This window comes from Halomonas terrestris, assembly GCF_049166755.1.
Taxonomy (GTDB): Bacteria; Pseudomonadota; Gammaproteobacteria; order Pseudomonadales; family Halomonadaceae; genus Halomonas.
Map to the genome: position 1 here is coordinate 80,107 of NZ_JBMHFZ010000016.1, position 14,370 is coordinate 94,476.

Here is a 14,370-nt window from a genome sequence, read left to right on the forward strand (position 1 = left end):
CACAGTAGCAGCTCGCCCTTCGCCTAGTGGGCCTCGTCCCAGTTTGCCCCGCTCTCGGCCTCGACGATCAGCGGCACGCTGAGCTCCGCGGCGGCCTGCATGCGCCCCTTCACCTGCTCGATGAAGGCATCGACCTGCTTGTCGCGCACCTCGAAGACCAGCTCGTCGTGGACCTGCATCACCATCACCGCATCGAAGGCCTCGCCGGCAAGCCAGGCGTCGACGTCGATCATCGCCCGCTTGATGATGTCCGCCGCGGTACCCTGCATGGGGGCGTTGATCGCCGTGCGTTCGGCCCCCTGGCGGCGGGCGCGATTCTGGGAGTGAATCTCCGGCAGGTAGAGGCGTCGGCCGAACACGGTCTCCACATAGCCGTCGTCGGCGGCCTGGGCGCGGATGCGCTCCATGTAGCGCGCCACGCCCGGGTAGCGGTCGAAGTAGCGGTCGATGTAGGTCTGGGCCTGGTTGCGCTCGATATGCAGCTGCCGGCCCAGGCCCCAGGCGCTCATGCCGTAGATCAGGCCGAAGTTGATCGCCTTGGCGCTGCGTCGCTGGTCGCTCGAGACCTTCTCCAGCGGCACGCCGAATACCTCGGCGGCAGTCGCGGCGTGGATGTCGCGGCCCTCGGCGAAGGCATCGAGCAGCCCCTTGTCCCCGGAGAGGTGCGCCATGATGCGCAGCTCGATCTGGGAGTAGTCGGCGGCGACGATGCGGTAGCCGGGCCGGGCGATGAAGGCCTGGCGGATCTTGCGCCCCTCCTCGGTCCTGATCGGGATGTTCTGCAGGTTGGGGTCGCTGGAGGAGAGCCGCCCGGTGGCGGTGACCGCCTGATGGTAGCTGGTGTGCAGCCGCCCGGTGGCCTTGTTCACCAGCCGCGGCAGCTTGTCGGTGTAGGTGGACTTGAGCTTGGCCAGGCCGCGGTGCTCCATGATCACCTTGGGCAGCGGGTAGTCCAGCGCCAGCTCCTCGAGCACGGCCTCGGCGGTGGAGGGTGCCCCCTTGGGGGTCTTCTTGATCACCGGGATCTTCTGCTCCTCGAAGAGGATCTGGCCGAGCTGCTTGGGCGAGCCCAGGTTGAACTCGCGCCCGGCCAGCTCGTGGGCGCGGGCCTCCAGCTCGCGGATGCGGGTCTCGAGTTCGCGGCTCTGGGCATGCAGCCGCTCGGGGTCCAGCGCCACCCCGCTGCGCTCCATGCGCGAGAGCACCGGAATCAGCGGCAGCTCGATCTCCTCGAGTACCTCGGCGAGCCGGCCCTCGGCCTCGATGCGCGGGCGCAGCTCGCGATGCAGCCGCAGGGTGATGTCCACGTCCTCGCAGGCGTAGGGGGCGGCCTGCTCCAGGGCGATCTGGTTGAAGGTGAGCTGCTTGGTCCCCTTCCCGGCGATCTCCTCGAAGGAGATGGTCTTCTCGCCCAGGTACTTCAGCGCCAGCGAATCCATGTCGTGGCGGGTCGCCGTGGAGTCGAGCACATAGGACTCGAGCATCGTGTCCTCCAGGGGCCCGGCCACGGTGATGTCGTGGTTGGCCAGCACCGAGATGTCGTACTTGAGGTTCTGGCCGACCTTGGTCTTGTCCGGGTCCTGCCACAGCGGCTCGAGGGCCTCGAGCACGGCCTGTCGATCGAGCTGAGCCGGGGCATCCAGGTAATCATGGGCCAGCGGGATGTACGCCGCCTCGCCCGGCTCGAGCGCCAGGCCCACGCCGACGATCTCCGCCTCCATGTAGTCGAGGCTGGTGGTCTCCAGGTCGAAACAGAAGGTATCGGCCTCCTTCAGGCGCCCGAGCCAGGCATCGAGCTCGCCCTGCTCGAGGAGGACACGATCCTCACGCGCGGCACCCCTGCCGGTGTCACCTGCCGCGCCGGGAGTGGGCTTGCCGCCCTCGATGTCGTCGACACCCTCGTCCTGGCCCTCGAGCAGCTCCGAGAGCCAGGCCTTGAACTCCAGCTCGCGGTAGAGCTCGAGCAGGGCCTCGCGATCGGGGTGGGCGATAGCCAGGTCATCGAGGCCCACGGGCAGCTCGCAATCGGTCTTGATGGTGGCCAATTGATACGAGAGAAACGCCTGGTCGCGATGCTCCTCGAGCTTCTTCGGCAGCGTCTTGGCGCCCCGGAAGCCGAGCTCCTTGACCTTCTCCAGGTCGGCGTAGAGGGTCTCCAGCCCGCCCTGCATCCCCTGCAGCAGACCCAGCGCGGTCTTCTCGCCCACGCCGGGCACCCCGGGAATGTTGTCGACCTTGTCGCCCATCAGCGCCAGGAAGTCGATGATCAGCTCCGGCGGCAGGCCGAACTTCTCCTTCACGCCGTCGACATCCAGGGTCTCGTCCTTCATGGTGTTGACGAGGGTGATGTGTTCGTTGACCAGCTGGGCCATGTCCTTGTCGCCGGTGGAGATCACCGCGTCACGGCCGGCCTCGGTGGCCTGGCGGGCCAGGGTGCCGATGACGTCGTCGGCCTCCACCCCCTCGATGCACAGCAGCGGCAGGCCCAGTGCCTTCACGCAGGCGTGCAGGGGTTCCACCTGGGAGCGCAGGTCGTCGGGCATCGGTGGGCGATGGGCCTTGTACTGTTCGAACAGCTCGTCGCGGAAGGTCTTGCCCTTGGCGTCGAAGACCACCGCCATGGGGCTGTCCGGGTAGTCCTTGATCAGCCGCTTGAGCATGTTGAGCACGCCCTTGATGGCACCGGTGGGCTGGCCACTGGAGGTGGTCAGCGGCGGCAGGGCGTGGAAGGCGCGGTAGAGATAGGAAGAACCGTCGACGAGAACGATGGGCGTATCGGCCATGTATCGGCATCCATTGAGTCTGTGCAAGGAAAGCGTGATCCTGATCAGCCATGATACGCATTGCGCGATCCTTTTGCCGCGGGCGATAGGCGATGGATCGGCGACGTCTTACACTGGGGGTATCGCCACCCCCCTGCCATGAGCGGTCCTGGAGGTCACCATGAAGCCACTGCGACACTCCCTCCCCATCCTGCTGCTGGGCCTTTCTCTCGGACTCGTCGGCCCGACGGCCATGGCCCAGTCGTCCACCGACGTGGAGCCGGATATCACCATCCGCCAGGAGGAGGACCGCACCATCCGCGAATACCGGGTCAACGGCGAACTCTACGCCATCGAGATCCGCCCCACCCGCGGCCCCTCCTACTACCTCGTGGACCACGACGGCGACGGCAACTTCGAGCGTCAGGAGGGCGACCGCATCGCCGTGCCGCAGTGGATCCTGCGGACGTTCTGACTGCCCTCCCTGTCCTGCGCCATCGCGAGGTGCCGGGGACAGGTCGGAGATTGGACGCTGTCGCCGGAGAAGCCTCGCACCCTGCCAAAACCGGCAGATTCCGGCACGTGCATCACACTGCCAAGTCGCTACAATAGGCGGCTTGGCAACCCGGGTGAGAGACACATGGCCGTATTCACACCGCTTACCGAGACCCAGGTCGCGGACTTCCTGGCACAGTTCGATGCCGGCTCGCTGGTCTCCCTGGAAGGCGTAGCCGCCGGCACCGAGAACAGCACCTTCTTCGTCACCACCGACCGGCGCGAGCTGGTGCTGACCCTGTTCGAGCAGGGCGAGCACGAGGAGCTGCCGTTCTTCGTCGAACTGCTCGACTATCTGGACGAGCACCGTCTTCCGGTACCCGGTCCACTGCATGACCGCGACGGCGTGGCGCTGCACAGCCTGTCCGGCAAGCCGACGCTGCTGTTCCCGCGCATGCCCGGGAAGCACCCCAGGGCCCCCAACCTGGCCCAGTGCCGTGCCCTGGGCGATGTCCTGGGCCGGATGCACCTGGTATCACAGCATTTTCCCGGCCACCGGCCCAACCCGCGCGACCTGCACTGGCTGCTGCCCATGCACCACAAGGTGCTGGTCTACCTGTCACCGGAAGACCAGACCCTGATGAAGGACGAGGTGGAGATCTATCAGGGCTTCTTCGGAGACGCCCCCGAGCTCCCCCAGGGCGCCCTGCACGGCGACCTGTTCCGCGACAACACCCTGTTCGAGGGCGACCGCCTGGGTGGCATCATCGACTTCTACAACGGCTGCACCGGCGACCTGCTGTTCGACCTGGCCATCGTCATCAACGACTGGGCCACCGAGCCGGACGGCAAGCTGGATGCCGACCGCCACGATGCCATCATGAGCGCCTACCTGGCACGCCGGCCGCTGACGGCCATGGAGCGCGACGCCTGGCCGATGATGCTGCGCATGACCGCCCTGCGCTACTGGCTTTCGCGACTGCTGGTGGTCTATGTGGACCCGCCGGCCCACGACCTCACCCCCCATGACCCCGAGCAGTTCCGTACCATCCTGCTGGCGCGCCTCGAGCATGGCCCCCTGCCGTTTCCGGAGGTGGAGGCATGAGCCGGGCCATCGGCAGTACCGGCGGCCCGGCGCTGCGCGCCCGTCGCACCTGGAACATCGACCAGTGGGGCAGCGGCTACTTCGACGTCGACGATACCGGCCACGCCCTGGTGCGGCCCCTGGGTAGCGAGGCCGATGGCCCCGCCCTGCCCCTCGACGACCTGGTCGCCGAGCTGAAGCGTGCCGGCCTGCGCCTGCCGGTACTGGTGCGCTTCACGGACATCCTCCACGACCGGGTCGAACAGCTGTGTGCCGCCTTCGACACGGCCATGGCGGAGGAGGCCTTCGAGGGCGGCTATACCGCCGTCTACCCGATCAAGGTCAACCAGCAGCGCCGGGTGGTGGAAGAGATCCTCGCCACCCAGGAGCGTGGCCGCGGCCGGGTGGGCCTCGAGGCCGGGAGCAAGCCGGAACTGCTCGCGGTGCTGGCGCTGTCCGGCGACGGCTCCTCGCTGATCGTCTGCAACGGCTACAAGGACCGCGAGTACGTGCGTCTCGCACTGATGGGCGAGAAGCTGGGGCACCGGGTCTACCTGGTGGTGGAGAAGCTCTCGGAGCTGCCGCTGATCCTCGAGGAGGCCGAGCGCATCGGCGTCAAGCCGCGCATCGGGGTGCGGGCGCGCCTGGCCTCGGTGGGACGCGGCCGCTGGCAGAACACCGGGGGCGAGAAGTCCAAGTTCGGCCTCACCGCCAGCCAGATCCTCGAAGTCGTGGAGCAACTGCGTGCGGCCGACGCCCTGGCCAGCCTGCAGTTGGTGCACTTCCACCTCGGCTCGCAGATCGCCAATATCCGGGATATCCAGCGTGGCCTGCGCGAGTGCGCCCGGTTCTACCAGAGCCTGGTGACACTCGGCGCCCCCGTGGACACCGTGGACGTGGGCGGCGGCCTGGGCGTCGACTACGAGGGCACGCGGTCGCGCAGCTTCTGCTCCGCCAACTACTCCATGCTGGAGTACGCCCGCAACGTGGTCTACGCCTTCAACCAGGCCTGCCAGGAGCTGGACCTGGCCCCGCCACACCTGATCAGCGAGTCGGGCCGTGCGCTCACCGCCCACCACGCGGTGCTGATCACCAACGTGATCGGCGAGGAGCGAGTCAGCGACCAGCCCCCCGAGCGCCGTGTCGAGGGTGATCCTCAGGTGGACGAGCTGTGGCGGGTTCACGACCTGCTGAGCGCCTCACCCGAGCCCCGGGGGCTGGTGGAGGCCTGGCACGACCTGGTGCATGCCATGGGCGAACTCCACGAGCGCTTCGTCATCGGCATGGCCGACATCGAGGCGCGAGCCGAGGGCGAGGGCGTCTACTTCGCTGCCTGTGCCCTGCTACGCGAGCGGCTCGACACCCGCAACCGCGTCCATCGCGAGATCGCCGACGAGCTGGCCGAGAAGCTCGCCGACAAGCTCTTCGTCAATTTCTCGCTGTTCCAGTCGGTGCCCGACGTCTGGGGCATCCAGCAGATCTTCCCGGTACTGCCGCTGACCGGCCTCGATCGCGAGCCGGAGCGTCGCGGGGTGGTCCAGGACATCACCTGCGACAGCGACGGGCGCATCGATGGCTACGTGGATGGCCAGGGGGTCGAAACCACCCTGCCGTTGCCGGAGTGGCAGGAGGGGGAGGAGAAGCTGCTGGGCTTCTTCATGGTCGGCGCCTACCAGGAGATCCTCGGCGACCTGCACAACCTGTTCGGCGATACCGACTCCGTGGACGCCGCCCTGGACGCAAGCGGCGACTGGTCCATCAGCCAGATCCAGCAGGGAGACCGGGTCGCCGATGTGCTGGGCTACGTGAACTTCGATGCCCGGGTCCTGCGTGACCGCCTGGCCGAGCAGCTCGCGGCCAGCGGCCTGAGCGAGACCGAGCAGCAGCATTTCCTCGATGACCTCTCCGCGGGGCTCGAGGGCTATACCTACCTGGAATAGGTCGGCACGCGAAGGCGGCACGAAGACGCCCCCACGGCCTCGCCGATGGGGGCGTCTTGCCATGCATCTCGCGCCTGCTCAATCATCGACCACGCGGGTGGTCACCTCCAGGCCGCCGGTCAGGGTGAAGCGAAGCTCGGCGCCACGAGGCAGCGGCCCCACACCGGCCGGGGTCCCGGTCAGCACCACGTCGCCCGGCTGCAGGGTGAAGTGGCGGCTCATTTCCGCCACCAGCGTCGCCACCGGGAAGAGCATGTCCGCCCCCTCGCCATGCTGGCGCAGCTCCCCGTCGATCTCCATGGAAAAGGTCAGGGCGCTCCAGTTGGGCACCTGGGTGAGCGGCAGGAAGGCCGACAGCGGACAGGCGCCATCGAAGGCCTTGGCGATCTCCCAGGGGTGCCCCTTCTCCTTCAGGCGCGTCTGGATGTCGCGCAGGGTCAGGTCCAGCGCCAGCCCGATGCCGACCACCGCCCGCTCGGCTTCGTCCACGGTGGCATGGGAGAGCTCCTCGCCGATCAGCAGTGCCAGCTCGGTCTCGTAGTGCACCTCACCCCGGGAAAACGGGGCGTCCAGCGGCTCCTCGAGGGCCACCGCACTGGTTGCCGGCTTGATGAACAGCAACGGCTCGCTGGGCACCGGGTTGTCCAGCTCCTTGGCATGATCGGCATAGTTGCGGCCAACGCAGACGATCTTGCCCAGCGCATGGGGAAATTCCTGGCCATCGGTAAAACGTGGAACAAAGCGCATGGCGGGTCTTCTCCTTCTCGTTATGCGTGCCGCTTCTCAGCGACAGGCGTCACAGTCTACCCCACCTGCGGCGCGGGTCCACTCTCGGGGCCGGACAGATTGCCTCAGGCCTGCGGCGACCACTCCTCGTCCGGCGCATGGGCCAGGAAGCCCGGCCGGCGGCGGTGTGCCGCAAAGGGCGCCACGCAGCGGTTGTCGCGACGATTGTAGACGAAGAACACGTTGCTGCGCGGGTCCGGTGACATGTTGGCGTTGGAGCCGTGCAGGGTGTTGCAGTCGAACAGCAGCAGCCCGCCGGCGGCCCCGGTGGGCGCCTCGATGCCATGACGCTCGACCAGCCTGGCCAGCGACTCGCGGCTCGGCACCCCGATCTCCTGGGTCTTGAGTGACTGCTTGTGATGGTCATCCGGTGTCTCGCCCAGGCAAGGCACGAAGACCTTGTGGGAGCCGGGGATCAGCATCAGCGGGCCGTTGAAGTGATGGTTGTCGGTGAGCACGATGGAGGCGCTCACGGCATGCATGGCCGGCATGCCGTCCTCGGCGTGCCAGGTCTCGAAATCCGAATGCCAGTTGAAGCCCTTGCCCTCGAAGCCGGGCTTGTAGTTGATCCGCGACTGGTGCACATAGGCCTCCCCGCCGAGGATCTGGCGGACGCGCCCCATCAGCCGCTCGTCGTGGGCCAGCCGCTTGAAGACCCGGGAGAGGAAGTGCACCGCGAACAGCGAGCGGATCTCCCGGCCCTGCGGCTCGGTGATGCTGAAGTCACGGCCGCGGAAGTCCTCGCGGGCCAGCAACGCCTTCAGCTCCCGACGCAGCTCGGCGAGCTCGTCGCCGCTGATGAAGCCGGGCTCGAACAGGAAGCCCTGGCGCTCGAACGCATCGAGCTGCGCCTGGCTCAGGGGGCCGTCCTCGGCATGCCCCTTGACCACCGCCTCGCGGCGGCTGAGCCAGGGCATGTCCAGCGGTGCGGAGAGTCGGGTGGGATAGGAGTCCTGCCCGTGGCGTGGCGCACTCCTCACCTGGCTGGTCGGCTCGGGGGAGTCGCCGATGACGTGGAAATCTGCCTGTTTCGGCGCCTGCTTGTACGATGTCTGCACTGACATCCAATCACCTCCTGTGTATCCGTGATCAGTCTCAGTTAGCACTCGCTACGACGGCGGGACAGCCGCGTCGGGCTCCCGCAGAAAGCCGCGCTCGGTGATGTGGTGACGCTTCGACAGGGTTTCAAGGCCTGCAGGGATGTACTCCCCGGCCGCGCTTCCACCATACTGTGGGCCTGACCGACGACAAGGAGCCGGACATGAGCGCCGACCTGAACGGCCACCAGCTTGAACTCCTCGCCCGCATCCTTCAGCACGGCGGGGTGCTGGCCTCCCCCTTCGGCCACCCGGGCGAGGACAGCCTGCTGCGGGAAGTACTGGATGACATCGACGACCTGGAAGCCAGGGGGCTGATCGAGGTGAAGCGCGACCGGTCCCATGACGCCCCTCGGCAACTCGAGCTCACCGAAACCGGATACGCCGCCCTGGGGGCCGAATAGACGACCGATCACCGTCGCCCCCTCGATGGCAGCGGTTCGGGAAGATGCCGGAAGACGAAAAAGCCGCCTCGATGGGCGGCCTCTCTATGCTGCAACTCGTTGATTGTCCCGACGTCTTGATGGTGCCGGCACCAGGAGTCGAACCCGGGACCTACTGATTACAAGTCACAGCACCAAAAAATATCAAAAAATCAACACGTTACTGCGTGGAAAAAACTTCGTGGAATGCTTACAGAGGCGGCCTGAGGGCAGGCTCCATCATCAGCATCACACGGCATCATCAAGTAGCTATTGAAGAGCACAGGGGTCCAGCTGTCAACCTGTATGAGGGCAGTCTAATTCAGACGATGGTAGGAGGCGGGCCAGCAGCCGAGGGGAAAGCCCCATGAGGACGGCAAAAGCGGTGCCGGGGCATTAAAGCCAGCCCCTGGCACCGCAGGTGGGTCATGGTCAGATTTGCGCTCGAGCGCCGCTGAGCCTAAACACGCCCCTCGAGGGCGCTGCGCAAGCTGCCGATGTCGACCTCGACGTACTCAAGCGTCGTGCTGATGTTGCTGTGGCCAAGCAGCGCCTTGACGATGTGCAGGTTGCGGTCTGGGTCCTTCATCAGCTCAGTGCCTAACGTATGACGGAATCGGTGCGGGCTCATCTGATAGCCGCAAATCTGGGAAAGCTTCTGATAGAAGCTCTCCACCTGCCAGGAGTCCATCATCTCCATTCGGTGCCGAACGCTGAATCGGTTGACGTTGAAAATCTGCTCACCACGCTTGACCCCCACCATCTTAGCCGAATTCACCAGGTTCTCCAGGTGTGGATAAAGGGCATTGGAGATCGGAACAAAGTGCTCGCGATTGTTCTTGGCCCCCTGCCAAGTGGCGGTAAGCACTCGCCCTTTCAAGTCGATATCCTCGGGCTTCATCAGCAGTAGCTGGGTGAGGCGAATGCCCGTATGGTAGAACGTTTCAAACACCACCTCCCAGAACCAGACAGGATGCAGCACCGATGGAGTGTTCCGGTAGCACTCTATCTTCTTGTGCAGGTCAATCGCTTCCCTGGCCATCTCAACCTGGCGCTTGCTCAGGGTCTTTTTCCGCTTCTTCGGGGAGCTCACCTCCATTTTAGCAAACGGATTCGAGGAGATAGGGATCAGGGCATGATCTATCGCATGTTTGAAGAGGATTCTGTTATGCCGGCAGTAGTTGTTCCAGCTCGAATGTGCAAGGTTTCTCCCCGTCTCAGAGAAGCAGAAGTCCCTCCATTGTCTGACATCATCACGAGTCACTTCCTCAGGAAGCTTATCCTGACCAACGAACCGTCGAAAAAGCTTTACAGGAACAAAATATGAAGTTCTGCTTCGTTCCGTCAGCCAGCGCTCAGAAAAATAGGATTGCAATAAGTCGTCAAAGGTAAATGTTTTCATTCTTCGGGTTTCCCTTCAATCAGGTCAATAAAGGGGTTATCAAAAACCTCCTTACCCTCCTCTATCAGGTCATCCTTAGCCACAAGATACCCAGAAAGGGTGCTCGACTTCTTGTTTGGACCGACCACCTTTACCTTGTGAAAACTTCCGCCATCCTTGTTCTTCTTGTGCCGCTTCAGCTTCTGGAATGAGTCCTGAACCACTTTCCAACCTTTCTCTTCTCCACTCACCTCCTGACAGTAGCGCTTGAACACCTTGGGACTCACAACCAACAGCTTTCCATCTACTGCATGCACCAGGGCCTTCGAGTCATTCATCAATATCTTGTGAGAGCTCAGCCCACTCCTTATCCACTCCAGGAAAGCCTCCCCTGGTGAGCCCGCCTCGGGGCCCATTTCTTCTTTCCTGCCCTTCCCCTCTGACTTTTCACCTGGAGCCGGTGGCTCCTCTTTGTCCCCTCCCGCGATAGCGAGGATGGATGCTTCCAGATCATCCGGTAGGCACTTTGCCTCATCAGATTCGTGTGATTGCGGTGCAGGAACTTCGTCTGGAGGTGTTGTTGAAGGCTCTTCTTTCTGATCCTGGTTACCCTCAAGGGCCTGAATACTGCCAGGAAACTCTTCAGCAACCTCCTCGCCACTCCAAACGAGTGATTTATGGACTTTTATCATGGAGAGTTCAGCACTCCATTCATTCAGTTCAACTCGGCACTTCCATACCGAGCGCCCCTCCTGGTTTTCCATAATCAGTCCATGGGACTGCATTTCATCGTAGAGGCGAGTCTCGTTGGATGGCACGCCCTCGATGCCATGGGAAAGCAAGTAGCTCTTTATCTCACGCGGTACAAGAGGGGTGACCAGCCACAGCGCCTCTGAGGTGACAAACCCCTGCGCCCCCTTTTCATTAAGACTGATTTTCTCTTTGACAATGTGGCGAATGGCACCTTTCAGTTTGCTCTGCAGGGAGTCCCTGGGTGCTTTTTCAATATTGGAGACTTTTCCGCCCAACGATTTGGCAACACTGGCTCTATCTGCCTGACTGACGATCTCTCCGACCACGCCGGATCGCTCGGAGTGGCCGCTCACGGCATACATCACCAAACCAAACAAATCCGGCTGGCTTCTTAACCACTCGAGACCAGAGTTGCCGACCACCTCCTTACACAAGAGAAGATTGGTAGCAGAGTGCAGGAAGTAGTCGCGCCCTTTGACATACCGAAAACGATACTCATCGGGAATCACGCCTTCCCACAGGCACCACCTGCGACCAGATTTCAGGTGAATATCGACGTCGACGATGACCTTGGCGATATCGTGCAGCAGGCAGGCATAGATGACCGCCACGCTCCACAGCTCCCCGGTAGAGGACTGCCTTTCGGGCGATTCCTTTGGCGGTAACAGGTGCTGTCGACGCAGCCTCAGGCCAAACACGCAGGTCTCGAGGCCATGGTCCAGCATCCCACCCGGGTAGCTATGGTGGTGAGATTCCGAGGCCGGCAGCAGCTGTACCCGCTCAGCGTATCGCTGCACCGGTTCCTTAACATAAGCCTCGAACACGGGCGGTGTCAGCGAGGTGCTTTCCTGGATCGCCTTGAGTAGCTGCTGGCGATATGGTGTCGCCAGTAGTTCTGCACCGGTGCGCGGGGTTTCCCAATCGGTGTCACCCTGCACGCTACCAGCGTCAGTCGAGCCACGGCGCCCGCGTAGAAAATTGAGGATCAGCAAATTTCGCTCCTCTGGATGCAATCCATGCATCACAGCGGTAGTCCCTGACGGGCACCAGAAGAAACGTTAAATGCGATGAGAAGGCTTTACCCCAGGGCACTCCTTGCCCTGGTGCAATAGCTATGGGATGCAACCCAAGCGCGAGTGATTTTACTTATCAGGAAAGTCATTGCACTGGAAAAATCACTATCGGTTAAATGAGATATTTCTTATTTTTATGAAGCTTTTGTATTACAACTAAAGTATGAGTCGCGAAAGTGCCAGTTCGGTGAGCTTGAAGAAAAGCCCCCTCCGAAGAGGGGGCATGGGTTGAGGTATCGCTCAGGTGACCAGCTGCCTAGCCAAGGCCATCTCCACGGAGTCGCCGTCCGTGTTGAGGGCATCCAGACCCGACTCAGGCACGTCGCCCGACGTGCTCTGCGCCACGGCGATCTTCCTGGCCATCAGCGACAGGCAGGCGATCTGTGACGATCCGGCATAGCCGAGGTAGAGCACCTTCACCGGCTGCCGCTGGCCGATCCGCCAGGAGCGGCGGGCGGCCTGCTGCAGGGTGTAGACGTTCCAGCCCGTCTGCATGAAAACGATGGTGGGGAAGTCAAGCAGGTCGAGCCCGGTCTTCACCAGGTCCGGATTGGTGATCAGCACGTCGACACCGCGGTCGACCTGATCGGCAATCCAGTCCTCGCGCCGCTGGGTCTCCACGCTGGAGCGCAGCACCGCGACCTTGAAGCCGGCCTGGGTGAGCATCGCCTTGAGTCGGCTGCTGGTATCGCGCTTGCCGGTGTAGGTCGTGTAGACCAGCACCTTGCGACCTTCAGCCTTCTCTCGCCGGCAGATCGCCACCAGCTTGCGCTCCTTGGGCATCGGCTGCTGCTCGCCATAGAGGCTCTTCACGAACGCCAGCAGGCTGCCCGAGCGCGGATGCTTGACCGTCTCCGGTCGGAAGCAGCAGTCCGGCCAGGCCAGCAGCGCATTGAGCACCACGCCCAGCAGGGTAGTGTCCTTGCGTGCCAGCGCCTGTCTGAGCTCGGCGGTCAGTTGACCCTCGAGCCGCCGGTAGGCAAAGGCCTGCTCGTCGTCCATCGGCACCTCGATGAAGTCTTCATCGTAGGGCGGCAGCACATTGCCACCGATGTCTTTGAGCTTGAGGAAGACGGTGAAGGGCAGCACGTAGCGCATGATCCCCTTGGGGCCGAAGCCCGGGGCCTTGACGGTGCGCACCGACAGCTTCTTGCCTCGCGCTGTCTTGTGCGAGTCGCCATCGCGCTCGGTGTAGATGTCCTTCAGCACCCCGTGGTCACGTAAGAACGACATGGCCGCAGGGCCCATCGATCCGCGCCCGTTGGGGCGATAACCGTCCTCGAGCATCTTCGGCGTGAGGATGCGGAACAGCAGGTGGAACAGGTCGTCAGCGTAGCCGCCCATCAGGGTGCCGGTCAGCAGCAACGACTTGCGCGCCTTGGCTGCCAGCACGCCCATGGCCTGGCCCTGGGCCGACCCGGCGTTCTTGTACTCATGCCCTTCGTCCACGATCAGCAGGTCGAAGGTATGATCCGGCAGCTGCCGCTTGATGAACTCGGTCGGCTGATAGCCGCCCTCACCGAAGCCGAACTCCATCGTCGCCATGGCGCGCTCCATGCGGGCCGCCTGCCGGTCGGAGAACACCAGCTCCCCATTCTCATCCATGAGGTTGATGAACTCGTGGATGTTGTCGCCCAGCAGCATAGCCAGGAACTCCTCACCAAACTGCTGCACCAGGTGCTCCGAGGAGACCTTGCCGATGGTGGGCAGCTTGCGCAGCGCCTTGAGCACCAGGTCGCGTTGCAGGCTGCCCGTCGCCCGCTGAGGCCGCATCAGCGTCCAGAGAGGGCTGTGACAGTGCCGGCACTTGTGGCGCCGCTCCTCACGGAGAAACTGCGACAGCGATACCATCTCGTTGTCGCTATCGACCACCGTGCCGCCACACTGGGGGCAGGCCGCCAGCTCGCCGCCAGGCACGCGCTTGCGCGCCGCGGCGGGACGCCAGTGGAAGCCCATGCGCATACGCACACGCCCCAGGATGAAGAACTCCGGCCGCCCATCGGACGGCTGGCCCAGGGCCTCACGGAGCTTGAGCAGCTTGACCAGGGTATCCGGGCCGTTCAGCACCCAGACCCTAGCCTGATCGACGGTCTCCAGTATCTCCCGCCGCCACTTGTAGACCAGGTGGGGCGGCGCGATCACCAGGAAGCGCCGATAGCCTTCACCGTGACAGACCGCCGCGGTGGCGATGGCCATCATGGTCTTGCCGGTGCCCATCTCGGCGTTGATGATGCCCGCCGGCTCGTGCCGATCGAGCAGCAGCGCCGAGATGGCCTGGACCACCTCGGCCTGCTCGGGGAAAGGCGCCCGCTTGAGGGCCGCCATGACGGCCTGGCGACGAGGGTTGGCCTCGCCGTCATAGACCGGGGGATGGGAGCGATTGAGCGAGGCCAGCAGGCCATCACCAAACTCCTCCACAAAGGCGTTGAGGTCCACCTGAGGCCCGAAGACCTCGCCAGACTGCGCCATGCCGGCCGGCGCCGGCAGCTGAGTGATGTCGTTCATTTCCGTCTCCTTGTACATAAGAAAACGGCGGACACTCCCCTCCCCTGGCGGGCTGGAAAGGCCCGCCGTGGG

General features: G+C 63.8%; 10 protein-coding genes. 4 read left to right on the forward strand and 6 right to left on the reverse strand.

Annotated features, from left to right (window positions below; translation table 11 throughout):
• Positions 1 to 23: 23 nt before the first annotated feature.
• Positions 24 to 2,783, reverse strand: a complete 2,760-nt coding sequence (polA, locus tag ACOMD9_RS14965) for a DNA polymerase I (RefSeq protein WP_421416375.1) — start codon at positions 2,781 to 2,783, stop codon at positions 24 to 26.
• Between the two features lie 160 nt (positions 2,784 to 2,943).
• Between polA and ACOMD9_RS14970 the strand changes: the two genes are divergently transcribed.
• The 3 genes from ACOMD9_RS14970 to speA all read left to right on the forward strand — a co-directional run bounded on the left by ACOMD9_RS14970 (position 2,944) and on the right by speA (position 6,281).
• Entirely contained in the window at positions 2,944 to 3,237 is a 294-nt protein-coding gene (locus ACOMD9_RS14970) for a DUF2782 domain-containing protein (protein ID WP_421416378.1), read from the forward strand.
• A 165-nt stretch (positions 3,238 to 3,402) separates the two neighbouring features.
• The gene (locus ACOMD9_RS14975) at positions 3,403 to 4,362 is read left to right on the forward strand and encodes a homoserine kinase (protein ID WP_421416380.1); all 960 of its coding nucleotides are present in this window, start codon (positions 3,403 to 3,405) and stop codon (positions 4,360 to 4,362) included.
• The gene (speA, locus tag ACOMD9_RS14980) at positions 4,359 to 6,281 is read left to right on the forward strand and encodes a biosynthetic arginine decarboxylase (protein ID WP_421416382.1); all 1,923 of its coding nucleotides are present in this window, start codon (positions 4,359 to 4,361) and stop codon (positions 6,279 to 6,281) included. Before ACOMD9_RS14975 ends, speA begins: the two co-directional genes overlap by 4 nt.
• A gap of 78 nt (positions 6,282 to 6,359) precedes the next feature.
• Here the strand turns inward: speA and ACOMD9_RS14985 are convergent, their stop codons facing one another.
• Both ACOMD9_RS14985 and thpD read right to left on the reverse strand, forming a co-directional pair.
• Positions 6,360 to 7,028: a fumarylacetoacetate hydrolase family protein gene (locus ACOMD9_RS14985; RefSeq protein ID WP_421416385.1), complete on the reverse strand. Its 669-nt coding sequence runs from the start codon at positions 7,026 to 7,028 to the stop codon at positions 6,360 to 6,362.
• A gap of 104 nt (positions 7,029 to 7,132) precedes the next feature.
• The gene (gene thpD / locus ACOMD9_RS14990; RefSeq protein ID WP_421416388.1) at positions 7,133 to 8,131 is read right to left on the reverse strand and encodes an ectoine hydroxylase; all 999 of its coding nucleotides are present in this window, start codon (positions 8,129 to 8,131) and stop codon (positions 7,133 to 7,135) included.
• A 197-nt stretch (positions 8,132 to 8,328) separates the two neighbouring features.
• Here thpD and ACOMD9_RS14995 point away from each other — a divergent pair, with 197 nt between their 5' ends.
• Positions 8,329 to 8,568: a hypothetical protein gene (locus tag ACOMD9_RS14995; protein WP_421416391.1), complete on the forward strand. Its 240-nt coding sequence runs from the start codon at positions 8,329 to 8,331 to the stop codon at positions 8,566 to 8,568.
• A 478-nt stretch (positions 8,569 to 9,046) separates the two neighbouring features.
• Here the strand turns inward: ACOMD9_RS14995 and ACOMD9_RS15000 are convergent, their stop codons facing one another.
• The 3 genes from ACOMD9_RS15000 to ACOMD9_RS15010 all read right to left on the reverse strand — a co-directional run bounded on the left by ACOMD9_RS15000 (position 9,047) and on the right by ACOMD9_RS15010 (position 14,298).
• Entirely contained in the window at positions 9,047 to 9,988 is a 942-nt protein-coding gene (locus ACOMD9_RS15000; RefSeq protein ID WP_421416394.1) for a tyrosine-type recombinase/integrase, read from the reverse strand.
• Entirely contained in the window at positions 9,985 to 11,712 is a 1,728-nt protein-coding gene (mobH, locus tag ACOMD9_RS15005) for a MobH family relaxase (RefSeq protein ID WP_421416396.1), read from the reverse strand. The genes ACOMD9_RS15000 and mobH overlap by 4 nt, the downstream gene beginning before the upstream one ends.
• Before the next feature lie 321 nt (positions 11,713 to 12,033).
• Positions 12,034 to 14,298 carry an SNF2-related protein gene (locus tag ACOMD9_RS15010; protein ID WP_465249812.1) on the reverse strand — a complete coding sequence of 755 codons (2,265 nt, stop codon included), beginning with the start codon at positions 14,296 to 14,298 and terminating at the stop codon, positions 12,034 to 12,036.
• Between the last annotated feature and the right edge of the window lie 72 nt (positions 14,299 to 14,370).

Bases quoted from the DNA above. Each gene is read 5' to 3' on its own strand.
- polA (WP_421416375.1), bottom strand. From the start codon at position 2,783: ATGGCCGATACGCCCATCGTTCTCGTCGACGGTTCTTCCTATCTCTAC.
- ACOMD9_RS14970 (WP_421416378.1), top strand. From the start codon at position 2,944: ATGAAGCCACTGCGACACTCCCTCCCCATCCTGCTGCTGGGCCTTTCT.
- ACOMD9_RS14975 (WP_421416380.1), top strand. From the start codon at position 3,403: ATGGCCGTATTCACACCGCTTACCGAGACCCAGGTCGCGGACTTCCTG.
- speA (WP_421416382.1), top strand. From the start codon at position 4,359: ATGAGCCGGGCCATCGGCAGTACCGGCGGCCCGGCGCTGCGCGCCCGT.
- ACOMD9_RS14985 (WP_421416385.1), bottom strand. From the start codon at position 7,028: ATGCGCTTTGTTCCACGTTTTACCGATGGCCAGGAATTTCCCCATGCG.
- thpD (WP_421416388.1), bottom strand. From the start codon at position 8,131: ATGTCAGTGCAGACATCGTACAAGCAGGCGCCGAAACAGGCAGATTTC.
- ACOMD9_RS14995 (WP_421416391.1), top strand. From the start codon at position 8,329: ATGAGCGCCGACCTGAACGGCCACCAGCTTGAACTCCTCGCCCGCATC.
- ACOMD9_RS15000 (WP_421416394.1), bottom strand. From the start codon at position 9,988: ATGAAAACATTTACCTTTGACGACTTATTGCAATCCTATTTTTCTGAG.
- ACOMD9_RS15010 (WP_465249812.1), bottom strand. From the start codon at position 14,298: ATGAACGACATCACTCAGCTGCCGGCGCCGGCCGGCATGGCGCAGTCT.